This window comes from Pseudonocardia thermophila (genome assembly GCF_900142365.1).
In the GTDB taxonomy this organism is placed as follows: Bacteria; Actinomycetota; Actinomycetes; order Mycobacteriales; family Pseudonocardiaceae; genus Pseudonocardia; species Pseudonocardia thermophila.
Window position 1 is genome coordinate 66,929 of record NZ_FRAP01000008.1, and the last position, 21,903, is coordinate 88,831.

Consider the following 21,903-nt stretch of genomic DNA (forward strand, 5'->3'; position numbering starts at 1 on the left):
GACCAGCGCGGTGCGCGCTGCCCGCCGATCCACCGCCTGCGCAGCGCAGAGCAGCGCGAGACGGAGATCGAGGTCCGGGCGGTCCAGAAGCAGCGGCTGCGGGAGGTCGCCGCCTCGCGCGCCGGCGGAGGGACCAGGGCACGGGGGGCGGGTGAGGTCGACTCGCCCACCTCCCCGTGGTGCTCAGAGCAACCCGTTGGCCGTGAGCCAGTCCTTGGCCACCGTGTCGAGGCTCGGCTTCGCGTCCGAACTGGCCTCGGCGTTGAGCGCGGTGAGGCCCTCGGTGGTCAGCTTCGCCGACACCGCGTTGAGCACCTGCTTGACCTGATCCGTCGCCTTCGCCTTGTTGATCAGCGGAACGACGTTCTGCGCCGCGAAGTTGCTCTGCGGATCCTCCAGCACGACGAAGTCGTTGGCCGGGATCGCCGCGTCGGTGGTGAAGATGTCGGCCGCCTGGACCTCACCGCGCTTCAGCGCGCCGACGGTGAGCGGGCCACCGGCGTCGAGCGACTTGTACTCCTTGAACGAGCAGTTGTACCTCTCCTTCAGCCCCGGCAGGCCGTCGGGCCGGGTCTGGAACTCCGGCGGCCCGCCGAAGACCAGGTCGGCGCAGTGCGGGGCCAGGTCGGCGATCGAGCGCACGCCCAGCTGCGTGGCCGTCTCGCGGGTGACGACGACGGCGTCCTTGTCCTCGGCCTCCGACTTGTCGAGCACGATCAACGTGTCGGGCAGCGCCCGTTGCAGCGCCTGGTAGACCGCGTCCGGCTCGGTCTCGGTGGCGTCCTTGTCGAGGTACTGCAGCAGCACCCCGGTGTACTCGGGGATCAGGTCGACCGAACCGTCCTGCAGCCCCGGGAAGTACGTCTCGCGGCTGCCGATCGGCGGTATCACCTCGACCTCGACGCCCTTGGCCTGCAGCGCCTGGGCGTAGATCGAGGCCAGGATCTGGCTCTCGGTGAAGTTGGCGGACCCTACGATGATCTTGTCGCCGGCCGCGGCGCCACCGGAGGGCGAGCTGCCGAGCGGGTCACCGCCGCCCCCACCGCCACAGGCGGTGAGCACGAGCGCGGTGGCGGCAGCCGTCGCGGCGGCGAGCAGAGAGCGTCTCATCGGGACTCCTCGTGGTGGGGACGGGTCAGGCCGGTTCGACGGCTGCGGCATCGGGCCGGCGGTGGAGGCGCGCACGGCTGCGCACGCCGGACGGGTTCACCTGCAGGCCCGGTGAGACCACCAGCCGCTGCAGGCCCGCGAGCGCCAGGTCGGCGACGACGGCCAGCACCGCCACCAGGACCGCGCCCGCGATCATCTGCGGGAAGTCGCGCTGGGCCAGCCCGTCGAAGATGAGCCGGCCCAGCCCGTTCAGGCCCACGTACGCGGCGATCGTGGCGGTCGCGACGACCTGCAGCACGGCGCTGCGGATGCCGCCGAGGATCAGCGGCAGCGCGTTGGGCAGCTCCACTCGCAGCAGCACGGCGGACTCGCGCATGCCCATGCCGCGAGCGGCGTCCACCACGGCGTGGTCGACGTTGTGGATGCCGGAGTAGGTGCCGGCCAGCACCGCGGGCACGGCCAGCACGATCAGCGCGATCAGCGGACCGGTCAGCGTGGTGCCGAACGGCAGGGTGAGCAGCACCAGCAGGCCGAGGGTGGGCAGCGCGCGCAGCCCGTTGCCCAAGCCGACCACGAGCGTGCCACCGCGGCCGGTGTGCCCGATCCAGGCCCCCAGCGGAACCGCGATCAGGACGGAGATCAGGACCGCCAGCCCGGAGTACCAGAGGTGCTCCAGGATCCGCGCGGGGATGACGGCGTCCGGGCCGACCCAGTGGGCCGGGTCGAACAGCCAGCTCAGGTAGTTCACGGCGCGACCTCCGGGGACGCGGGCCGCGCCACCGCGCGAGCCGGGCGGGAGGTGACGCGCGTCCACGGCGTCAGCAGCCGGCCGACGTAGACGATGATCCGGTCGAGCACCAGCGCGACCAGCAGCACGAGCACGATGCCGGCCACCACCGACTGCGGGATGTCGCGCTGGAACCCGTCGGTGAACAGCGACCCGAGGTTGGCGAACCCGACGAGCGCCGCGACCGTCACCAGGCTCACCGTGGACGCCGCCGCCACCCGCAGCCCGGCCACGATCACCGGTACGGCCAGCGGCAGCTCGACCTCCAGGAACCGGCGCACCCGTCCGTAGCCCATCGCGGTGGCCGCGTCGACCACCCCGGACGGCACGGCGGACAGGCCGTCGACGACCGTGCGGACCAGCAGCGCGAGCGTGTAGATCGTCAGCGCTGCGAACACGTTGACCTGGCTGCGGATCTGGGTGCCCAGCACCACCGGCATGAGCACGAAGAGCGCGATCGACGGCACCGTGTAGAGCAGGCCGGAGACGTTGACCAGCACCGCGCGCACCGCGGGCCGCAGGCCGGCGGCCCAACCGATCGGGATCGCCAGGACGAGGCCGAGAACCACCGGGATCACGGAGAAGTACAGGTGCTCGAGCGTGAGGCTCAGCAACCGGTCGAGGTTGGCCAGCACCCAGGTCATGACACAGCCGCCCGCCTGCGGTCCAGCGCGGCCAGCACCTCGTCGGCGGCGATCGCACCGACGACGCGGCCCTCGGCGTCGACCGCGACCCCCAGGCCCGACGGCGAGGAGAGCGCGGCGTCGAGTGCGCTGCGCAGCGTGCCCGAGGTGACGTCGTGCAGCGAGCCGCCGGGCACGACGTTGCCGGGCTCGGCCGGGAGTCCGCCCGGCAACCAGCCGGTGGGCCGCTGTTCGGCGTCGACGACCAGCCGCCAGCCCGGTGCGGCGGGTGCGCCCAGCTGCACCGTGGGCAGCTCCCCCAGCGGCACGTCGGCGAAGGTGAAGCCGAGGCCGCGGTAGCCGCGGTCGCGGCCGACGAACCCGTCGACGAACCCGTCGGCGGGCCGGGCGAGCAGGGTGCCCGGCTCGTCGTACTGCGCCAGCTTGCCGCCGACGCGGAACACCGCGACCTTGTCGCCCAGCTTGATCGCCTCGTCGATGTCGTGGGTGACGAAGACGATCGTCTTGCCCAGCTCCGACTGCAGTCGCAGCAGCTCGTCCTGCAGGCTCTCCCGCACCACCGGGTCGACCGCCGAGAACGGCTCGTCCATCAACAGGATCGGCGGATCGGCCGCCAGTGCCCTGGCCACGCCGACGCGCTGCTGCTGCCCGCCGGACAGCTGCGCCGGGTAGCGCTTCGCCAGCGCCGGGTCGAGCCCCACGATCTCCATCAGCGCCGCCGCCCGCGCTCTGGCCTTCGTCTTCGACCAGCCGACCAGCCGCGGGACCGTGGCGATGTTGTCGAGGATCGTGCGGTGCGGGAACAACCCGGCGTTCTGGATGACGTAGCCGATGCCGCGCCGCAGCTGGGCCGGGTCGATCTCGGTGATGTCCCGGCCGTCGATGAGGATGCGCCCCGCCGTGGCGTCGATCATCCGGTTGATCATGCGCAGCGAGGTGGTCTTGCCGCAGCCCGACGGGCCCACGAACACGGTGACCTTGCCGGCCTCAACGACCAGATCCAGCGCGTCGACCGCGACGGTCCCGTCCGGGTACCGCTTCGTCACGCCCACGAACTCGATCACTCCGTGCTGCCCCCCGACATCCGTCGACGACCCTCTGCCGGGTGTCGTGTGTCGGCGAGGCTAGCCCGCAGCACCGACGAGATGGGGCGTCCGTGACTGTTCCGCGACGCAACTCGCCGGTTCGGCGACAATCGCCCGATGGCTACGGACGACCTCCTCGAACCCGTCGTCGTCGACGGACGGCACCTGCGGCGTACCGAGGTCGTGGCCGTCGCGCGCAACCGGCCGCCGGTCCACCTGCACCCCGCCGGCCGGGCCCGAGCAGCGGAAGCGGCCGAGCTCGGCGCCCGGCTCGCCCGGACCCGGCCCATCTACGGCCGCTCGACCGGGGTCGGCGCGAACCGGCACGAGATCGTGCCCGCCGACGATCCCGAGCACGGCCTGCGGATCCTGCGCAGCCACGCCAGCGGCACGGGCGAGCGGGAGCCCGTGGAGCGGGTGCGGGCGATGATGCTGGTGCGGCTCAACCAGCTGGCCGCGGGCGGATCGGGGGTCGACCCCGAGGTGCTCGACGCGCTGACCGCCGCCCTGGACTCCGGCGCTGTGCCCGCCGTGCCGCAGCTCGGCGCGATCGGCACCGGGGACCTCACCGCGCTCGCCGCGCTCGCGCTCGCGCTCTGCGGCGACCGGCCATGGCCCATCGGCGAGGCCCCGGTCGCGCGGATGACCAGCGCCGACGCGCTGGCGTTCATCTCGTCCAACGCCGCCACGATCGGGGAGGCGGTGCTCGCGCAGGCCGATCTGGACGCGCTGCTGCGGGCGTCCGAGGTGGTGGCCGCGCTGTCGTTCGTCGCGCTGGGCGGGGCTGCGGAGGCCTACGGCTCGCCGGTGCAGAACGCGCGGGCGCACCCCGGGCAGCTGCTCGTCGCCACCCGGATGCGCCGGCTGCTCGGGTTCAGCCCCACGTCGCGGGCGGGGCGGCGGCTGCAGGATCCGTTCAGCCTGCGCGCGGTGCCGCAGGTCCACGGGGCCGCCGTGGACGCCGTGGAGCGGCTCGGGACCGTGCTCGACGTCGAGCTGAACGCGCGCGCCGAGAACCCGCTGATCGACGTGGCCACCGGCGACGCCTGGCACAACGCGAACTTCCACACCGGCTACCTGGCGCACGCGCTGGACTCCGCGCGGGCGGCCGTCTACCCGGTGGCCGAGCTGTCCGCGGCCCGGCTGGGCGACCTCGTCGACCCGGACTTCACCGGGCTCTCGGCGTTCCTCGCCGACGGGCCGCCGGGCAGCTCCGGGGTGATGGCCCTGGAGTACGTGGCGCAGGACGGGGTGGCGACCCTGCGGCACACCACGCTGCCCGCCACGCTCGGCAGCGCCGTCATCTCCCGCGGGCTGGAGGACCACGCCAGCTACTCGACGCACGCCGCCCGGCTGGCCACGGCGTGCGTGCCCGCGCTGCGGACGGTGCTGGCGGCCGAGCTGGTGGCCGCTGTGCGGGCGATCGCGATGGCCGGCGGGCTCCCGCCCGACCACGCGCTGACCACGGCGTACGAGCAGGCACGGGCGGCGCTGGACGGCGACACGCGCGACCGGCCGCTCACGGCGGACCTCGCCGCGGCCGGCGTGCTGCTGGACGGGCTGGGCACGCGACGCTGACGGTCCGCACCCAGGCCGGTGCCACGACCCGGCGGGCGACCGTCATGCCGGGGAGACCACCCGGGGTGGTCAGCTCGCCACCGGGGCTTCGACCACCGAGATGGGATCCGTTACGGGGTGGTCGGTCTCTGCGCACGGGCCGCTGACGTGCGGTGCGAGCGGTCCCGGGCCGGCGCCCACGCAGGTGGCGGGCCGTAGTCGTGGCGCACGGAGCGCGTCGAGGTGACGGTCGCCCCGGGCACCGCCCGGTGGTTGCCGGCCTGTGCTCGAGCGCGTGGCGGGTCGATGGCCGAGGCCGCGGCTGCCCAGCTGCGCGAGTTCGCTCTGGTCGAGTCGGTGCGCCAGGGCGCTGCGTCCGTCACCGAGCAGTCCTTCGCCGTCGCCGAGGCCGAGCGCGCCGCCGCCCTCACCGCCTGACACGATCTCGCCGTCGCGGCGAGGTGTACGAGGTACAGCGTGTACCGGCCGGTGGTGCGAGCATCGCCACCGACGCCGCCGCACCCGCCGACCGCACCGGCAGCAGCGCCCCCCACCGACGACGGCGCCGCGATCCGGGCTCACTACCTGCGGCGCTGGACGACCTGGAACCACGTGCGCGCCTCGCGCACCGCGGCGGCGCGGTCGGCCGTCGGCCTCTGGGGGGTGATCGGAAAATCGGGTGCACCGGCCCTGCAGGTGATCTAGCGTCGCCGCTGTGTTCATGAACTTCCGACGCCGCTGACCCGCCGGCGGCCCCAGGGCTACCCCGCCGCCGGCGATGCGGGACGGCGCAGCGCCGTCCCGGGTCGCGACGTGGGGATGGTGGACTCGTGCCACGCGCAGCTTCGCGCGTCGGCCCCGCCGCTGCGCGTCCCGGTCGTGCCGTCGTCCGGTGACGGCGGCGCGCCTGGTGGCGCGGTGCGTGCGGGGCATCGAGGAACTCCTGGCCGACGAGGTCAGCCGGCTCGGCACCGTGAGGACGGTGGGGCACCGCGAGGTGCGCTTCACCGCCCGTCCCGGGCCGGCCGTGCTGGGTCTCACCACGGCCGACGACGTGTTCGTGATCGCGTCCGAGGTGGGCGGGATCGGCCGCGCGCGAGCCGACCTGCAGCGGCTGAGGTGTGCAGTGGCCGCCGCCGACCTCGACCGCGTGCTGCGGGTGCGGGACCGCTGCGGCGGCCCGCCCGGCGCACGGACGCTCGACGTGTCGGCGTCGGTGCTCGGCAGGCGCGCCTTCAACCGCTACGACTTGGAGGACGCCGCGGGCGAGGTGCTCGCCCGGCGGCTCGGGCTGCCCTACCGCTCGCGGCGGGCGGGCGGCCGACCGCCGGTGGGGGGCCTGAGCTGGCGGGTCACCGTGGTCGACGACCGCGCGACGCTCGCGCTGCGCGTCCCGGCCCGGCCCCTGCACCGCAGGCCGTACAAGCAAGCGTCTGTGCCGGGCACCCTGCACCCGCCGCTCGCCGCGGCGATGCTGCGGCTCGCGGGCGTCGGCGCCGGACAGCTGCTGCTCGACCCGTGCTGCGGCGCGGGCACCCTGCCGATCGAGGCGGCGGGCCGCGGCGCCGACGCGATCGGGTGCGACGCCGCCCCGGCCGCGGTGGCCGCCGCGGTCTCGAACGGGCGCGGGACGGGCGTGGCCTGGGCGGTGGCCGACGCCGGTGCGCTGCCGCTCCGGGACGGGAGCGTGGACCGGATCGCGGTGAACCCGCCGTGGGCGCGCCAGGTCGCGCCGCGCGGGCGGCTCGCGGCTGCGCCCGACGCGCTGTGGCGGGAGGCCCGCCGCGTGCTGGCGCCCGGCGGGCGGATCGTCGCCCTGCTGCCCGACCCGCGCCCGCCCGCAGGGCTGGAGGTCCAGCGCGTGCTCCCGGTGAGCCTGTTCGGCGCCCACCCGGTGGTCGTGCTGCTGACCCCGCGCTGACCTGTGCCCAGCCCACGCCTCGCACACCCCACAGCGCGACTCGCGGACACCCGCACCCGGGTGGCTGACCTACCGGATGCCGACCCTGACGCGGCTGACCGACATCCCTGGGACGCGCTGAAGAACTGTTCCACCATCCGACACCCGCCAGGGCCGCGCGCAGCTGCGCACGGACTTTCGAGCGCCTGCTGCGCGAGGTGTTGCTGGTCCACCGCGACGCGCGCGTCGAGGTCGCGCCCGGAGGTGGCGTCTGCTGCCCTCGTCGACGCACGTGCGGTCGACCCCGCGCCGCAACTCACCAGCTGGCTCGAGCTGACGCGTCAGGCCGGCACCCGAGTGCTGGAGTCGCAGACCGGCGGATCCGGAGTGAGAGCGCTGGATGCACCGGTCAGAGCCGCTCGATGCGCACGCGCCACACCCTCGACCCCGATTCGACGTACTCCCAGTCGAACTCGCCTGAGCGGTGAGCGCCGGCGTCGGTCGGTTCGACCGCTCTCGGTGGGGCACCGGTCGAGCGACACGGAAACGTCGGGCTGACCGTTAGGCTGACCCGCGTGGAGCGACGGCGTCGGGCGACGTTGAAGGACGTCGCGGCCGCGACCGGCCTGTCCACCGCGGCGGTGTCCTACGCGCTGCGCGGGTTGCACGTGCCCGTCGAGACCCAGGAGCGAGTGCGCGCCGCCGCCCGCGAGCTGGGCTACGAGGCGAACCCGATCGCGCGGGCGCTGGCCAGCGGGCGCACCGGCACGGTCGGGGTGCTCTGCGGGTCGCTGGACGACCTGTGGCAGCAGCGGCTGGTCGCCGCCCTGTCCCGGGGGCTGATGGAGCAGGACCGGTACGCGATCATCGCCGACTCCGCCGGCGATCCCGAGCGGGAGCGGACGCTCGCGATGCGGCTGCGCGACCAGCAGGTCGACGGGATGCTCGTCTCGCCGCTGGCGCCGGCGGCGGAGTTCTGGGGCGAGCTGTCGGCCGAGGTCGCCGTCGTGACGATCGGCGACGCGATGCCGGCCGCGCCGCGGGCCGGGTGCGTGCTGTTCGACAACCGGTCCGGGGTGGCGACGGCGCTGGGGCACCTGGCCGAGCTGGGGCACCGCCGGGTCGCGCTGCTGCGGCACGCCGCGATGCCGACCACGCCCGACCGGCCGGCGGACGTGTTCGCCCGCCAGTACGGCGCGCAGCTGGGGCTGGAGGTGGTCGCGGTGTCGTCGGCGGCGTCCGTCGCCGGGGCCGCGGCGGCGGCCGGGGCGGTGCTGCGAGCGGCCGATCCGCCGACGGCGGTGTTCTGCCTGTCCGACTCGATGGCCTTCGGCTGCTACCTGGCCGCTCAGCAGCTCGGGCTCGACGTGCCCGGTGACGTCTCCGTGCTCGGCTACGACGACCACGAGACAGCGGAACTGGTCGTGCCGCCGCTCACCACGTTCTCGTGGGACACCGAGGGCATCGCCCGGGCGGCGATCGAGCAGCTGGTGGAGGCCATCGACGGCGCGGGCGAGCACCGCACCCGGATCTTCCGGCCGGAGCTGGTGGCCCGGTCGTCGACGGCCCCGGCGCGGGTTCAGACCGCGAGCGGCCGCAGCTCCTCGGTGTAGCTCACCTCGATCCGCCGCAGCACGCCGTCGTCGTCGACCGTGTACTGGCCCATGACGTCGAGCGGCGGCGAATAGGCATGGATGGAGACGGCGCCGTCGACGACGCCGGACATGCGGTGGATGTGGTCAGGGCCGAACGTGAAGGTCTGACCCGCGCGCGCCTCGCGGGTCACGGGCTCGCCGCCGAGCCGCGGCGTCTGCTCGCGGACGACGCCGGCGACGACCCGGACCGCGCCGGACGAGTCGCCGTGGTCGTGCCAGCCGGTGTCGTCGACGGAGTTCCAGCACAGCAGCCAGACGTCCACGTCGTCGTCGCGGCGCAGGCTGGCGTAGTGGCGGCGGCCGGGGGTGAACTCGACGAGGTGCTGCCACTGCTCGGGGTGGGCCGCGAGCTCCTCCACGACGGCTCGCAGCTCGTCGACCGTCATCGTCCCTCCTTCACGTTTAATCGCTTCACTGATGCGGTTAAGTTAACCGCTTAAACAGAGCCCGGGTCAACGGGCCGAGGGTGCGATGCGCCCCACGGGACCCGGGGCCCTGCGTCGAGGACGACGTCGCCGTGATCACGGAGCCCTGTTGATCACGGCAGCGTCGTCCTCGACGGGCCGGAGACACCTCCGGACCCTGCGGAGCGGTCAGAACAGCAGCGCCGAGGCGGGGGTGGGGAGGCGACCTGCGGAGATCACGTCACGCAGGTCCTCGGGGGCGAGCGCGCGGGAGAACAGCCAGCCCTGGTAGGCGTCGACGCCGATACCGCGCAGCACGTGGAACTGCTCGGCCGTCTCGACGCCCTCGGCGACGGTGGTGCGGTTCATCGCCTTCGCCATGTCCACGACCGCGCGGGCGACGGCGAAGTCGGCCGGATCGTCGGCGATCCCCGTGACGAACGCCCGGTCGACCTTCACCACCTGCGTGGGCAGCGTCTTGAGCCGGGCCAGCGACGAGTAGCCGGTGCCGAAGTCGTCCACCGCGAACCGCACTCCGCGCGCGGAGAGCTCCCCCATCGCCGCGAGCGCGTGCGGAGCGAGCGCCACGAGGCTGGTCTCCACCAGCTCCAGGATCAGCCGGTCCCAGGCCAGCCCGGCCTCGTCGACGATGTCGGTGACGGTGGCGAGGAAGTCCGGATCGCCGGGCAGCAGGCCGGCGAGGTTGACCGCCACCGCGGGCGGGCGCCCGTCGGCCACCGCGGGCCAGCTCGCCGCCTCCTGCGCCGCGGTGCGCAGCACCCACAGGTCCAGCTCCCGCAGCAGGCCGCTGCGCTGCGCGACGGGCAGGAAGTCGGCGGGCGAGACCGTTCCGCGCTCCGGGTGCGGCCAGCGCACCAGCGCCTCCGCCGAGCGGATCGTGCCGTCGGGCGCCACCACGGGCTGGTACTGGAGCGCGAGCCCGTCCTCAGCGATCGCGGCCCGCAGCTCGGCTTCGATCTCCAGCGCCCGTGTGGCCGAGTCGACGACGCCGTCGGTGGCCGTGCCGATCGCGCACCGGGTCTGCCGCTTCTTCGCGTCGTGCATGGCGGCCTCGGCGAACCGCAGCAGGTCCGCCGCCCGCACGTCCCCCGACGGGACCGGGGTCGCGACACCCACCGACGCGGTCACGACGACCGGCATCCCGTGCACGGTGATCGTGGTGCGCAGCAGGTCGGAGACCAGCTTCGCGAACTGGTCGACCCCGCCGACGGCCAGGTGGTCGGCGCAGATCACGACGAACTCGTCCCCGCCCAGCCGCGCCGCCGTGCACCCGGCGGGCAGCTCCAGCTGCAGCCGCCCAGCCAGCTGCACGAGCAGCCCGTCGCCGGCGTCGTGGCCGAGCGAGGAGTTGACCCGCTGGAAGTCGTCGAGGTTGCCGCACACCACGGCGACGCGGTCACGGCCGGGTCCGGCCAGGTGCCGGTCGAGCAGCTGCAGGATCGCGGCCCGGTTCGGCAACCGGGTCAGCTCGTCCACCGAGCCCGCCCGGCGCAGCTGCTCGGCCGCCTGCGCAGCCTTGCGCCGCTCGCTCGTGTCGGTGCACACCACCAGCCAGAACCAACCGCCGTCGTCGCTCGCGGTGGTCGAGACGGCCAGCTCGCACCACACGGTGCCGCCGTCGCCGCGCCGCAGCGGAACCTCCTCGAGGCGGTAGCCGTAGCGCGCCCCGGGCGGCACCGGCCGCAGCCAGCCGGGGAGGCTGCCGGCCATCGGCTCCTCGATCGGTTCGGCCGCCAGCTCCGCCGCCGAGCACCCGCGCAGCCGGTCGAGCGGCACGCCCAGCAGGGCGGCCAGCTCGACGCTCGCGTCCACCACCACGCCGCCCGCATCGATGACCGCGACCCCGCCCGGCACCAGCGCCATCAGGTCGGCGAACCGGCGGGCCGCCTGCCGCACGCGGGTGTCGGAGAGCCGGTGCCCGGTGACGTCGCGGACGACGCCGACCAGCCGCACCGGCTTCCCGTCCGGCGCGTACTCCACCTCGGCCCGGCACGACAGCACCCGGTCGCCGGGCAGCCGCAGCTCCGCGTACCTGTCGCCGCCGCGCCGGCCCTCGCGCAGCTCCTGGTAGAGGGTGGTGACGAGATCGTCCTCGAGCGTCGGCACCCCGTGCACCGGATCGATGCCGCACGAGCGGTAGAGCTCCTCCAGCGAGGCGCTGCGGGTCAGCTCGCCCGCGGAGAGCTCCATGCTCCACATCCCCACACGGGCCAGCCGCTCCAGCTCGGCGATCCAGCCGTCCATTCGGGAGTCGGGGCGGGCGTCGCGGACCGCGCGCTCGACCAGCACGCAGATCGTCAGATCGGTGTCGGGCAGCGGGATGCGGATCACCCGCACCCGCGCGGTGCCTTCGTCGGCCCGCACCACCAGCGCGTCGTCGTCGGGACCGATCGCGACCTTGTCCAGCCGCATGCCGAACAGGTCGACCCGGTCGCCCACGAGCGCGTGGAGCGCCGGGTTCGCCCGCACGATGCGCCCGAACGCGTCGATCACCGCGGTCGGCGCGTCGGGCAGGACGAGCGACTCGGCGATCGGACCGTCCCCGAAGACCGCCTCCCGCAGCACCGGCAGCGACGCGGAACGAGGCCCCTCCGCCGCCCGGATCGCCCGCGCTCGCCCGGCCTCGGCGACCGCCCGGGCGAGCCGGGCGGCGAACTCCATCTGGTGGCCGTTGTTGTGCGGGCCGAACACCGCGTTGCGGGTCCGGCGGATCTCGGCGAGCCGCGCCGTCTCCGGCAGGACGGGCTCGGCCCCGCACGGGTCCGTGGCCGGCTCGTCGCCCGGGCCTTCTCCGCTGCGTCGACCGAGCTCGTACACGCGAATCTCCAGGGGGTGGGGCGTCGTGCGTCACACCGTTCAACGACCCCGAACGTGTCACGATCCGGTCACTTCTCGAACGGCCTACGCCGCCGCGAGTGATCGAATCCCCTGGCCAGCACGCTACGTGACGGTAACCACCCGCACGTGGGCAACGTTCCAGGAAACCCCGCGGCCGTAGCCACGCTGCGTGATCATTCGGTGACGGAAGCCTCTGCGACCGCGCGCGACACGGCGGGCGCGACACGCGGATCGAAGGGGCTGGGCACGATCCGGTCGGGCGCCAGGTCCTCCCGGGCGACCTCGAAGATGGCCTCGGCCGCGGCGAGCTTCATCGCCTCGGTGATGCGGCGCGCCCCGGCGTCCAGCGCTCCGCGGAACACACCGGGGAACGCCAGCACGTTGTTGATCTGGTTGGGGAAGTCGCTGCGGCCGGTGGCGACGATCGAGGCGTAGCGCGCGGCCACGTCCGGGTGCACCTCGGGATCCGGGTTGGACAGCGCGAACACCATCGCGTCGGGCGCCATGCTCGCGAGCAGCTCCTCCGGCAGCTTCGCGCACGACAGCCCGACGAACACATCGGCGCCCTCGAGGGCCTCCGCGGGGCCGCCGGTCAGGCCGCGCGGGTTCGTCTCGGCCGCCAGCAGCGCCTTCTCCCCCGTCACGCCGGCCCGGCCGGGCACGATGATGCCGCGCGAGTCGAGCACCGTGATGTCGGTGATCCCGGCGGCGCGCAGGATCCGGGCGCACGCGACGCCGGCCGCACCGGCCCCGGAGATCACCACGCGCAGCGGCGCCAGGTCCCGGCCCTGCACCTCGGCCGCGCCGCGCAGAGCGGCCAGCAGCACGATCGCGGTGCCGTGCTGGTCGTCGTGCATGACCGGGCAGTCGAGCGCCTCGATCAGCCGCCGCTCCAGCTCGAAGCAGCGCGGCGCGGAGACGTCCTCCAGGTTGACCGCGCCGAAGCTCGGGCGCAGTCGCACCAGCGTCTCGACGATCTCGTCGACGTCGGTCGTGTCGAGCACGATCGGGATCGAGTCGAGCCCGCCGAAGGTCTTGAACAGCGCCGCCTTGCCCTCCATGACCGGCAGCGCAGCCCGCGGCCCGATGTCGCCGAGCCCGAGCACCGCGGTGCCGTCGCTGACGACGGCGACGAGCCGGTTGGCCCACGTGTAGCGGGCGGAGAGCCCGGGGTCGGCGGCGATCGCGCGACTCACCTCGGCGACGCCGGGGGTGTAGGCGACCGACAGGTCGTGCGCGTCGCGCAGCGGGGAGGTCAGGGCCGTGCCGAGCTTGCCGCCCTCATGAGCGGTGAAGATCTCGTCGCGGGTCGGGACGGCCAGGGCACGGTCGGGCAGCATCGTCATCGCAGAAAGTCCTCGGTGCTGGTGGTGGGTGCGCTCTGCGCGCACTCTCCGGGCACCGGGGCCCGCGGGGTGAGGCGGCTGCTACTCGGTGCCGGACGGCCACTCGGCGTGGCGGCGCAGGTCGGCGCGGACGCCCGCCGAGGTTGCGGCAGTCGGGTACATCCGCATCGTAACCACAACACGGGCCGTCCGGACGGAGGCGCTCGTCACGGCCCCGGATCGCCGACCGTGATCGCCTGCTCCTCGCGGGAGTGCCGCACCAGGTCCACCGTGAAGATCACCAGCGCGATCCACACCAGCGCGAACCCGAGCCACCGGGTGAGCGGCATCGTCTCGCCCACCACCAGCACGCCCCACAGGAACTGCAGCACCGGGTTCACGTACATGAGCACGCCGAGGACCGTGAGCGGTACGCGCCGCGCGGCGAACGCGAACAGCAGCAGCGGCACGGCCGTCACCGGACCGCCGGCGATGAGCAGCGCCGCGTGCAGCGGGCCCGCGGTGGTGAACGTGCCGAGACCGGTGAGCTCGAACCCGATCGCGACGGCGACGGCCAGCGGCCCCACAGCCAACGACTCCGCGGTCAACCCCGGCACGGCCGCCAGCGGGATCACCCGCTTCACCAGCCCGTAGACGCCGAACGACAGCGCGAGCCCGAGCGCTGTCCACGGCGGGCCGGTGCTGCCGGTCGCGATCACCACGACCGCGGCGAGGGCCAGCACCACCGCCACCCACTGCACCGCCCGCATCCGCTCGCGCAGCACGACGACCCCGAGCAGGACGTTCACCAGCGGGCTCATGAAGTAGCCGAGCGCCACCTCCACGACGTGCCCGATCAGGACCGAGTAGACGAACAGTCCCCAGTTGACGGCGATCAGGCACCCGGCGGTCAGCGCCAGCGCCCAGCCGCGCACGGACAGCCGGCGCAGGTCTCCCCAGCCGCGGACCAGCGACAGCACGACGACCATCAAGACGGCCGTCCAGGCGATGCGGTGGGCGAGCACCTCCACGGAGGAGGCGGGGGCCATCAGCGCCCAGAAGGCGGGGAACAGGCCCCACAGCGCGTAGGCGAGGACCGCGGCGAGGACACCGCGCCGGTCGGGCGGGGTCGAGCTCACGGGCGGCACCGACCCATCAGAACACTCGGCGGGCGCGGGGCCGACAACCGGGTGACCACCACGCACTCAGCACCGCCATCTCACGGCGGGAGAATTGATTTCCTGCCACGAGACCTTGCGATCAGGCACCTGACCCTTCGGTGAGCCCCACCCCACCCGAATCTCCGCGAACGGCACTTTCGAAAGCAGTGGTGCTCACGAAAGTGTCGTTCGTAGAAAAATCCGGGGCCGCGAGCAACCTCGGACCGTACTGTCGCGTCCCGTGCGCGTCTCGGCCCGGGTGCTCCTGCTCGACTCGTCCGGTCGCCTGCTCCTCTTCCGCGCCTTCGACCCCGCCGACCCGGCCAACACCTGGTGGTACACGGTCGGCGGGGCCGTCGAACCCGGGGAGGCCCTGCGCAGCGCCGCGGTCCGCGAGGTCCGCGAGGAGACCGGGCCTGGTCGTCGCCGAGGACGACCTGCACGGGCCGGTCTGGCGGCGGCTGGTCCGGTTCCCGTTCGACGGGCACGTCCTCGACGCCGAGGAGTGGTACTTCACCGCCACCGTCGACGACGCGCAGGGCTCGGTCGACACCAGCGGGTTCACCGACCTGGAGGTCCGCACGGTCCTCGAGCACCGCTGGTGGAGCATGGCCGAGCTGGCCACCACGTCCGAGGTCGTGTGGCCGCTGCGGCTGGCGGAGCTGCTGCCCACCGCCCTGACCCGCACGGGCGAACCGCTGCTGCTGGACGAGCGCTGAGCCCGCCCCCGCCACCGCGCGGTCCCTGCCATAGGGTCGGCTCGTGCCCCTCGTCTTCCTCCTCCGCCACGGCGAGACCGAGTGGTCGCGGTCGGGCCGGCACACCGGGCGCACCGACGTGCCGCTGACCGACGACGGCCGCCGCCTCGCGGTCGCCTCGGGGAACCTCTGGCGCAGCCTGCGCGGCGACACCGAACCGGCGCTGGTGCTGTCGAGCCCGCGCGTGCGCGCCCGCGAGACCGCCGAGCTGGCCGGGCTGCGCGTGGACCGCGTCGACGAGCGGCTGCGCGAGTGGGACTACGGCGACTACGAGGGCCTGACCACCGCGGAGATCCGCGAGACCGTGCCGGGCTGGACGGTGTGGACCCATCCCTGCCCGAACGGTGAGTCGGCCGAGGAGGTGGCCGCGCGCGCCGACGAGGTGATCACCGAGGTCCGCGCGATCGACGGCGACGTCGTGCTGGTCGGGCACGGCCACTTCAGCCGGGTGCTGATGGCGCGCTGGATCGGGCTGCCGGCGACCGAGGGCGTGCGGGTGACGATGGACCCGGCGTCCTGGGCGGTCCTCGGCTACGAGCGGGGTGTTCCCACCCTGAAGCGGGTCAACGTGGGGGTGGCGGGATGAGCGTGCGCCCGGTGGAGCCGCGCGACGTGCCCGCCGTGGTCGAGCTGGTCCACGAACTCGCGCGGTACGAGCGCGAGCCGCAGTCCTGCCACCTCACCGAGGAGCAGCTCTCCGCCGCGCTGTTCAACCCGGCGCCGGCGCTGTTCGGCCACGTCGCCGAGGCCGGCGGTCAGGTCGTCGGCTGCGCGCTGTGGTTCCTGAACTTCTCGACGTGGACCGGCGTGCACGGCATCTACCTCGAGGACCTGTTCGTCCGACCGGAGCACCGGGGATCCGGGCTGGGCAAGGCGCTGCTCGCCGCGCTGGCCGAGATCTGCGTCGAGCGCGGCTACGGACGGCTGGAGTGGTCGGTGCTCGACTGGAACGAGCCGGCGATCGGCTTCTACCGGTCGCTCGGTGCCGTGCCCATGGACGAGTGGACGACGTTCCGCCTCACCGGCGACGCACTGCAGGCGCTGGGAGCTACCGGTCCTGGTGGACGTCCATCGACCACAGCCGCGCCGGCTCGCTGATCAGCAGCAGGAACGTGCCCGCGACGACGACGCCGGTGAGGATGCCGAGCACCAGCTGGTGGGACGGCCCGATCAGCGAGTACACGACCGGCAGCAGGAGCAGCTGGATCACGATGGCGGGGGTGCGTGCCCAGCGGCGGCCGGTGACCAGCCCCCAGCCGACGAACCCGAGCGCGGCGGCCGAGAGCAGGAACATGCCCGCCTCGCCGACGACCGACCCGGCCGGCAGGAACGCCGAGTCCACGCCGACCAGCAGCAGCACCGTGGCGACCAGTCCGGCGACCGCCTCCGCGATGACGGCCGCCCCGGCGATCACCACCTGCCTCGGGGTCGCGCGATTGTCCACCGCACGAGGATAGGCCGTCGCTGAACGGTCACCGCTCGGCCGCCAGCAGTTCCCTCCTCCGCCCGGTCCCCTGGCCCGGACAGGCCGGGTGACCTGGCCGAACGGTGGGGCGGACTGCGCCGGCCGGCCCAACACGTCGGTTCGGGGCCGATTCGGTGAGTGACCGGAACAGATACACAAGGCGACGAGTCGTCGTGCAGGACAGCCGCTCGTCGCAGAACGGAAGGGCGCCGTCACTCCGGCGGGTGATGTCGCGCGCCATTCACCGATGCCCGTGGACCGTCGGGCCCATGACCCTCGCACCTGGGCAAACAGTGCTTCAAGGTGGTGCAGGCGCAAGAGTTCGGGTGCGGGGGCGGGTTTCCCGCACGGTCGACCGGGAACCCGTCACACGGAATCCGGTTGGCGGGACGGAGGTTGATCGCTCATCGTGATGAGGGCGACGCGATGGAGTAACCGATCGTGTCGCGTGTCGTTGCGAGGAGCATGGTGAGTGGTCTCGCCCACCACCGCGACTCTGGCCCTTGAAGATCGAGGGCGCTCGTGAAACCATTCACAAGCGCGGAAACACCGTGATGGAGAAGACGATCGGCGCGACCCCGATCGCGCAAGTACGAGGAGCTAGCAACATGGATTGGCGTCACCGCGCAATCTGCCGCGACGAGGACCCGGAGCTGTTCTTCCCGGTGGGGACGAGCGGCCCGGCCCTGCTGCAGATCGCCGAGGCCAAAGCGGTCTGCCGACGCTGCCCCGTGGTCAGTGACTGCCTTGCCTGGGCGCTCGAGAGCGGCCAGGACGCCGGCGTCTGGGGTGGGATGAGCGAGGAGGAGCGTCGCGCGCTCAAGCGCCGCAACTCGCGTCCCCGCGCCCGCACGGCCTGAAGCCTTCCCACGAGGCGTGCTCTCACCAGGCATCGCCTCTGCGAGAGCACGAGCCTGTGCCCGACCTCCCGGCAGCACGACGAACGGACTGAACTCACGCAGAACGATGAGTCGGACTTCCCGATGCGGGCCCGAAACCGGACACCACCCGGTTCCGGGCCCGCAGTCGTTCCTCGGGGGCACGAGGGGGCTCCCGCGGAGACCGTAGACCCACCATGAAGCTGCGACCGCGGGCCTACGACCACGAGGAGAAGGTTAACGCCCCCGCATCGACAGCTTGATGACGGCCTCCGTTCCACCGCCGGGACGGGCCCGGACCTGCAGCGCAGAGCCCAGTTCCGAGTCCAGCAGGGTCCGGACGATCTGCAGGCCCAGTCCCTTGGACGACTCCAGCTCGAAGCCCTCCGGCAGTCCGTGACCGTCGTCGGCGACCGTCACCTCCAGCGAAGCCGCCGAGCGCACCGCCTTCACCACGACCTCCCCCGCCACACCGGGGTCGAAGGCGTGGACGAGCGCGTTGTGGACCAACTCGGTGAGCACCAGGACCAGCGGGGTGGCCATGGCCGCCGGGAGCGTGCCGAAGCTTCCGTCGCGGCGAACCTTCGCTCGCACGTCAGCGGTCGCACCATCGCCGATGGCGGGCAGCACGCGGTCGATCAGCTCGTCGAAGTCGACCCGCTCGGCCACCGACGCCGACAGCGACTCGTGCACGAGCGCGATCGAGTTCACCCGGCGGACGCTCTCCTCCAGGGCACGGCGCGCCTCGGGGATGCCGGTGCGGCGGGCCTGCAGGCGCAGCAGGGCAGCCACCGTCTGCAGGTTGTTCTTGACCCGGTGGTGGATCTCGCGGATCGTCGCGTCCTTCGACAGCAGCGCCATGTCGCGCCGGCGCAGGTCGGTGACGTCGCGGACGAGCACCAGCGCGCCGGCCGCGTCACCGCGGGGCCGCAGCGGGAGCGCGCGCATCAGCACGACGGCGTTGCGGGCGCGGACCTCCATCCGCATCGTGTGCCGGCCGTCCAGCGCGGCACCGATGCGGGAGGCCACCTCGGCGGCGTCGAACGGGTCCTGCACCAGCGCGCGGGTCGCGTGGGCCAGGGACATGCCGACGAGATCGCTGGCGTGCCCCATGCGGTGGTAGGCCGACAGCGCGTTCGGGCTCGCGTAGGCGACCAGGCCGAGCGCGTCGAGCCGGATCAGCCCGTCCCCAGCGCGCGGGCTGGTGTTGGTGCCGGCCTCGGAGATCTTCGGCGGGAACGTGCCGTCCGCGACCATCTGGCACAGGTCGGACGCACTGCCCAGGTAGGCGATCTCCAGCGGGCTGGGCACCCGCGGCATCGCCAGGTTCGTGTCGCGGGACAGGACGGCGACCACCTCGCCGTTGAGCCGCACCGGGATCGCCTCGGAGCGCACCGGGACCTCCAGGTGCCAGCGCGGGTTCTCGTCGCGGCAGATGCGGCCCTCGACCACCGCCCGGTGCAGCAGCGGGTTGTCGTCCGTGCCGACCTTGGCGCCGACCATGTCCTCCGGATGCGCTGTGGACGCCGTCGTGGGCCGCGCCTGCGCCACGCAGAGGTACGTGCCGGGCTCGGCGGGCAGCGGGATCCACAGGAGGAAGTCCGCGAAGGACATGTCGGCCAGCAGCTGCCATTCGGCGACCACCCGCTGCAGGTGGTCCACTACAGCGCCGGGGAGCTCGGTGTGCTCGGCGAGCAGCTCGCTCAAGGTGGTCATCGCCGCAATCAAACCACGTGGGAGGATGGTCGCTGATCGGTCAGGAGGGAGGAACCAGCATGTCGAAGCGTGCTCGCAAGCGCCGCGCCCGCAAGAAGAACGCCGCGAACCACGGCAAGCGGCCCAACACCTGAGCGGTGTTGATCGCTCGCGCCTTCTGAGTCGACGACCTCTCCTCGGTGCTCACGGCCCCGCCCTCGTTCCTCCGAGGGCCGCTGCGCGCCCGAGGTCGCGGACGCGTGCGAGCGCCGTGGTCAGCGTTCGGTGGTGTTCGGCCGCGGCTCGGGCGAGGCGTGCAGGGATGCGCGGCCGGAGCCGCGGTCGACCCGCTGATCAGCCCAGTGTGCGCCGTTCGACACGCGCGGCACGCACCTCGACGGTCGTGCCGGTCGGGGTCTGCTCCACGGTCACCTGGGCCTGCTCCAGCACCGCCGTGCGGATCTGCTGACGAAGCCGGTCACGCAGCCCGGCGGGCGCTACCTCGCCGCTGCACTTCTTGCCGAGCAGCTTCTTCAGCTTCTCGTCGATCCCGTACTCCGACAGGCACGGCGCGCACTCGTCGAGGTGCTGGGCGAGCACCTTGCGGCGTTCCTCGTCGCACTCGTTGTCGAGGAACAGCCACACTTCGGCCAGCACCTCGGAGCAGTCGGTGTCGTGGGGCTTGCCACAGCTCATGACCCGACCTCCTGTTCGCCCCGGAGGAATCCGCGCTCCCGTGCCGTGTCGGTAAGCATGTCACGCAGTTGACGCCGCCCGCGATGCAGTCGCGACATCACGGTGCCGATCGGCGTGCCCATGATCTCGGCGATCTCCTTGTACGCGAAGCCCTCGACGTCGGCGAGGTACACCGCCATCCGGAAGTCGTCGGGCAGCGCCTGCAGGGCCGCCTTGACGTCGTCGTCGGGGAGCCGATCGAGCGCCTCCATCTCGGCCGACGGCAGCCCCTGCGAGGTGTGCTCACCGGCCTGCGCGATCTGCCAGTCGGTGATCTCCTCGGTGGGCGACTGCTGCGGCTGCCGCTGCCGCTTGCGGTAGCCGTTGATGTAGGTGTTGGTGAGGATCCGGTAGAGCCACGCCTTGAGGTTCGTGCCCTGCCGGAAAGTGCGGAACGCCGAGTACGCCTTCAGGTAGGTCTCCTGGACCAGGTCCTCGGCGTCGGACGGGTTGCGGGTCATCCGCAGGGCAGCGCCGTAGAGCTGGTCGAGCAGCGGCATCGCGTCGCGCTCGAAGCGCGCCGCGCGCTCCTCGGGGGTCTCCTCGGCCAGCTCAGCCGACCCTGGTGACTGCTCCTGGGGTTCGACCTCGGCCGCCTGTTCGGTGCCGGGCAACGTGCTCCTCTCGGGTCGGACCACGGCCGATGCCGCGGACCCATCCTGTTGGGAGCGTACGCGGTCCACCCTGACGGGGCCTGCCGGAGGCGCCTCCATCACTGCATGCGTCACCTCATCGACAACACCGGACCGGACCGGGTGATTCCCTGGTCGAGCACGGCGGGACGGTCGACATAGGCTGCGCGCGTGGCAGGTAAGGGCACTCCGGCGACCGCGCTCCTGGCCAAGGCGAAGATCCCGCACACGCTGCACTCCTACGAGCACGACGGCGACGCCGCCTACGGCCCGGAGGCGGCCGAGCAGCTCGGGCTGGATCCCACGATCGTCTTCAAGACCCTCGTCGCCGAGGTCGACAGCACGCTCACCGTCGGGGTCGTGCCGGTGTCGGCGATGCTCGACCTGAAGGCGCTCGCCGCCGCCGTCGGCGGGAAGAAGGCGAAGATGGCCGACGTCGCGGCGGCCGAGCGGGCCACCGGCTACGTCGCGGGCGGGATCTCCCCGCTGGGGCAGAAGAGGCGGCTGCGCATGGTCATCGACTCGTCCGCGCTGCAGCTGCCGACGATGTACTGCAGCGCGGGCCGGCGCGGGCTGGAGGTGCAGCTGGCCCCCGCCGATCTGGCGAAGCTCACGGGGGCGACGTTCGCGCCGATCGCCACCCCGGCCTGATCAGCCGACGACCGTCGGCAGCCACCCCGCGACCGCGGCGCGCAGCCCGGGCATGTCGGACTTCAGCGAGTGGTCGCCGCGCAGCACCACGACCGTGCGGCCCTCCGCGGGCTCGGGCACACCGAACGGGTCGTTCGCGCCCTGCACGACGAGGATCGGCACGGCCGGTGCCTCCAGCTCGGCCAGCCGTGACTTCTCGGGCTTGCCCGGCGGGTGCTCGGGGAAGGCGAGGCAGAGCACGCCGATCGCGCCGCCCTCGTTCGCTGTGCGGCAGGCGACCCGGGCGCCTGAGCTGCGCCCGCCGAACAGCAGCGGCAGCTCGCCGCGCTGCGACTCGGCGACGGCGAGCCACGCGGCGTCGAGCTGCGGGGCGGGTGCGGGGGCACGGCGTCCGGCGACTCGGTACGGCTGCTCGACCAGGCCGACGGAGACGCCGGCGTCGAGCGCGACCCGGGTGACCGTGACCAGGTCGGGCGCGGTGACACCGCCGCCCGCACCGTGGCCGAGCAGCAGCAGGGCGCGCGGCTCGGCGGCGTCGTGGCGGGTGATGCGGGCGGGGCCGTGCGGAGTGGCGATCTCCACCGGGGCGACGGTGCCGGTCAC

At 73.4% G+C, this 21,903-nt stretch carries 23 protein-coding genes; 10 read left to right on the plus strand and 13 right to left on the minus strand.

Annotation, left to right across the window (positions count from 1 at the left end; all coding sequences use genetic code 11):
* Positions 1 to 183: 183 nt before the first annotated feature.
* The 4 genes from BUE41_RS12205 to BUE41_RS12220 are packed head-to-tail and all read right to left on the minus strand — an operon-like array spanning position 184 to position 3,605.
* On the minus strand, positions 184 to 1,110 hold the full coding sequence (locus BUE41_RS12205; protein ID WP_073457182.1) for an ABC transporter substrate-binding protein: 927 nt from the start codon (positions 1,108 to 1,110) through the stop codon (positions 184 to 186).
* Between the two features lie 25 nt (positions 1,111 to 1,135).
* Positions 1,136 to 1,858 (minus strand): ABC transporter permease, encoded by a 723-nt coding sequence (locus tag BUE41_RS12210; protein ID WP_073457312.1) that lies wholly within the window; start codon positions 1,856 to 1,858, stop codon positions 1,136 to 1,138.
* Positions 1,855 to 2,541 carry an ABC transporter permease gene (locus BUE41_RS12215; RefSeq protein ID WP_073457183.1) on the minus strand — a complete coding sequence of 229 codons (687 nt, stop codon included), beginning with the start codon at positions 2,539 to 2,541 and terminating at the stop codon, positions 1,855 to 1,857. Before BUE41_RS12215 ends, BUE41_RS12210 begins: the two co-directional genes overlap by 4 nt.
* Positions 2,538 to 3,605, minus strand: a complete 1,068-nt coding sequence (locus BUE41_RS12220) for an ABC transporter ATP-binding protein (RefSeq protein ID WP_073457184.1) — start codon at positions 3,603 to 3,605, stop codon at positions 2,538 to 2,540. The genes BUE41_RS12215 and BUE41_RS12220 overlap by 4 nt, the downstream gene beginning before the upstream one ends.
* 138 nt (positions 3,606 to 3,743) lie before the next feature.
* On the opposite strand from BUE41_RS12220, the gene BUE41_RS12225 reads away from it, so the two are divergent.
* The 4 genes from BUE41_RS12225 (at position 3,744) to BUE41_RS12240 (ending at position 8,696) form a co-directional block, all read left to right on the plus strand.
* A complete protein-coding gene (locus BUE41_RS12225) occupies positions 3,744 to 5,204 on the plus strand; it encodes an aromatic amino acid ammonia-lyase (protein ID WP_073457185.1) in 1,461 nt (486 codons plus the stop codon).
* Positions 5,205 to 5,426: 222 nt separating this feature from the next.
* Entirely contained in the window at positions 5,427 to 5,621 is a 195-nt protein-coding gene (locus tag BUE41_RS30160; RefSeq protein WP_143172106.1) for a hypothetical protein, read from the plus strand.
* Positions 5,622 to 6,075: 454 nt separating this feature from the next.
* The gene (locus BUE41_RS12235) at positions 6,076 to 7,104 is read left to right on the plus strand and encodes a methyltransferase domain-containing protein (RefSeq protein ID WP_234997202.1); all 1,029 of its coding nucleotides are present in this window, start codon (positions 6,076 to 6,078) and stop codon (positions 7,102 to 7,104) included.
* A gap of 554 nt (positions 7,105 to 7,658) precedes the next feature.
* The gene (locus BUE41_RS12240) at positions 7,659 to 8,696 is read left to right on the plus strand and encodes a LacI family DNA-binding transcriptional regulator (protein WP_073457187.1); all 1,038 of its coding nucleotides are present in this window, start codon (positions 7,659 to 7,661) and stop codon (positions 8,694 to 8,696) included.
* On the opposite strand, the gene BUE41_RS12245 is transcribed toward BUE41_RS12240, so the two are convergent.
* The 4 genes from BUE41_RS12245 to rarD form a co-directional block, all read right to left on the minus strand.
* Positions 8,663 to 9,124, minus strand: coding sequence for a cupin domain-containing protein (locus tag BUE41_RS12245; RefSeq protein ID WP_073457188.1), 462 nt, complete (start codon positions 9,122 to 9,124; stop codon positions 8,663 to 8,665). The two genes, BUE41_RS12240 and BUE41_RS12245, sit on opposite strands and share 34 nt — an antisense overlap.
* 207 nt (positions 9,125 to 9,331) lie before the next feature.
* Positions 9,332 to 11,980: a sensor domain-containing protein gene (locus BUE41_RS12250; RefSeq protein ID WP_234997203.1), complete on the minus strand. Its 2,649-nt coding sequence runs from the start codon at positions 11,978 to 11,980 to the stop codon at positions 9,332 to 9,334.
* A gap of 194 nt (positions 11,981 to 12,174) precedes the next feature.
* The gene (locus tag BUE41_RS12255; RefSeq protein WP_073457189.1) at positions 12,175 to 13,347 is read right to left on the minus strand and encodes an NAD(P)-dependent malic enzyme; all 1,173 of its coding nucleotides are present in this window, start codon (positions 13,345 to 13,347) and stop codon (positions 12,175 to 12,177) included.
* Positions 13,348 to 13,553: 206 nt separating this feature from the next.
* A complete protein-coding gene (gene rarD / locus BUE41_RS12260) occupies positions 13,554 to 14,465 on the minus strand; it encodes an EamA family transporter RarD (protein WP_073457190.1) in 912 nt (303 codons plus the stop codon).
* Between the two features lie 280 nt (positions 14,466 to 14,745).
* Between rarD and BUE41_RS30165 the strand changes: the two genes are divergently transcribed.
* The 3 genes from BUE41_RS30165 to BUE41_RS12275 are packed head-to-tail and all read left to right on the plus strand — an operon-like array spanning position 14,746 to position 16,342.
* Positions 14,746 to 15,333 (plus strand): NUDIX domain-containing protein, encoded by a 588-nt coding sequence (locus tag BUE41_RS30165; protein ID WP_407691660.1) that lies wholly within the window; start codon positions 14,746 to 14,748, stop codon positions 15,331 to 15,333.
* Entirely contained in the window at positions 15,249 to 15,830 is a 582-nt protein-coding gene (locus tag BUE41_RS12270; protein WP_073457191.1) for an acid phosphatase, read from the plus strand. The genes BUE41_RS30165 and BUE41_RS12270 overlap by 85 nt, the downstream gene beginning before the upstream one ends.
* Positions 15,827 to 16,342, plus strand: coding sequence for a GNAT family N-acetyltransferase (locus tag BUE41_RS12275; protein WP_073457192.1), 516 nt, complete (start codon positions 15,827 to 15,829; stop codon positions 16,340 to 16,342). The genes BUE41_RS12270 and BUE41_RS12275 overlap by 4 nt, the downstream gene beginning before the upstream one ends.
* On the opposite strand, the gene BUE41_RS12280 is transcribed toward BUE41_RS12275, so the two are convergent.
* A complete protein-coding gene (locus tag BUE41_RS12280; RefSeq protein WP_073457193.1) occupies positions 16,293 to 16,688 on the minus strand; it encodes a hypothetical protein in 396 nt (131 codons plus the stop codon). The genes BUE41_RS12275 and BUE41_RS12280 overlap by 50 nt on opposite strands.
* A 629-nt stretch (positions 16,689 to 17,317) precedes the next feature.
* On the opposite strand from BUE41_RS12280, the gene BUE41_RS12285 reads away from it, so the two are divergent.
* The gene (locus tag BUE41_RS12285) at positions 17,318 to 17,569 is read left to right on the plus strand and encodes a WhiB family transcriptional regulator (protein WP_073457194.1); all 252 of its coding nucleotides are present in this window, start codon (positions 17,318 to 17,320) and stop codon (positions 17,567 to 17,569) included.
* Between the two features lie 255 nt (positions 17,570 to 17,824).
* Here BUE41_RS12285 and BUE41_RS12290 read toward each other — a convergent pair whose 3' ends face one another.
* A complete protein-coding gene (locus BUE41_RS12290) occupies positions 17,825 to 19,303 on the minus strand; it encodes a sensor histidine kinase (protein WP_073457195.1) in 1,479 nt (492 codons plus the stop codon).
* 59 nt (positions 19,304 to 19,362) lie between these two features.
* Here BUE41_RS12290 and BUE41_RS32895 point away from each other — a divergent pair, with 59 nt between their 5' ends.
* On the plus strand, positions 19,363 to 19,437 hold the full coding sequence (locus BUE41_RS32895) for a 50S ribosomal protein bL37 (RefSeq protein ID WP_407691661.1): 75 nt from the start codon (positions 19,363 to 19,365) through the stop codon (positions 19,435 to 19,437).
* A gap of 199 nt (positions 19,438 to 19,636) precedes the next feature.
* On the opposite strand, the gene rsrA is transcribed toward BUE41_RS32895, so the two are convergent.
* Both rsrA and BUE41_RS12300 read right to left on the minus strand, forming a co-directional pair.
* Positions 19,637 to 19,978, minus strand: coding sequence for a mycothiol system anti-sigma-R factor (rsrA, locus tag BUE41_RS12295; RefSeq protein ID WP_073457196.1), 342 nt, complete (start codon positions 19,976 to 19,978; stop codon positions 19,637 to 19,639).
* Entirely contained in the window at positions 19,975 to 20,568 is a 594-nt protein-coding gene (locus BUE41_RS12300; RefSeq protein WP_407691662.1) for a sigma-70 family RNA polymerase sigma factor, read from the minus strand. Before BUE41_RS12300 ends, rsrA begins: the two co-directional genes overlap by 4 nt.
* 252 nt (positions 20,569 to 20,820) lie before the next feature.
* On the opposite strand from BUE41_RS12300, the gene ybaK reads away from it, so the two are divergent.
* The gene (ybaK, locus tag BUE41_RS12305; protein ID WP_073457198.1) at positions 20,821 to 21,300 is read left to right on the plus strand and encodes a Cys-tRNA(Pro) deacylase; all 480 of its coding nucleotides are present in this window, start codon (positions 20,821 to 20,823) and stop codon (positions 21,298 to 21,300) included.
* Here ybaK and BUE41_RS12310 read toward each other — a convergent pair whose 3' ends face one another.
* On the minus strand, positions 21,301 to 21,903 hold the full coding sequence (locus tag BUE41_RS12310) for an alpha/beta hydrolase family protein (RefSeq protein WP_143172107.1): 603 nt from the start codon (positions 21,901 to 21,903) through the stop codon (positions 21,301 to 21,303). It lies immediately after the preceding gene.

Coding starts and splice junctions, on each gene's coding strand:
- BUE41_RS12255 (WP_073457189.1), bottom strand. CDS start 13,347: ATGACGATGCTGCCCGACCGTGCCCTGGCCGTCCCGACCCGCGACGAG.
- BUE41_RS12215 (WP_073457183.1), bottom strand. CDS start 2,541: ATGACCTGGGTGCTGGCCAACCTCGACCGGTTGCTGAGCCTCACGCTC.
- BUE41_RS12290 (WP_073457195.1), bottom strand. CDS start 19,303: ATGACCACCTTGAGCGAGCTGCTCGCCGAGCACACCGAGCTCCCCGGC.
- BUE41_RS12275 (WP_073457192.1), top strand. CDS start 15,827: ATGAGCGTGCGCCCGGTGGAGCCGCGCGACGTGCCCGCCGTGGTCGAG.
- BUE41_RS12225 (WP_073457185.1), top strand. CDS start 3,744: ATGGCTACGGACGACCTCCTCGAACCCGTCGTCGTCGACGGACGGCAC.
- BUE41_RS12245 (WP_073457188.1), bottom strand. CDS start 9,124: ATGACGGTCGACGAGCTGCGAGCCGTCGTGGAGGAGCTCGCGGCCCAC.
- BUE41_RS12285 (WP_073457194.1), top strand. CDS start 17,318: ATGGATTGGCGTCACCGCGCAATCTGCCGCGACGAGGACCCGGAGCTG.
- BUE41_RS12205 (WP_073457182.1), bottom strand. CDS start 1,110: ATGAGACGCTCTCTGCTCGCCGCCGCGACGGCTGCCGCCACCGCGCTC.
- rsrA (WP_073457196.1), bottom strand. CDS start 19,978: ATGAGCTGTGGCAAGCCCCACGACACCGACTGCTCCGAGGTGCTGGCC.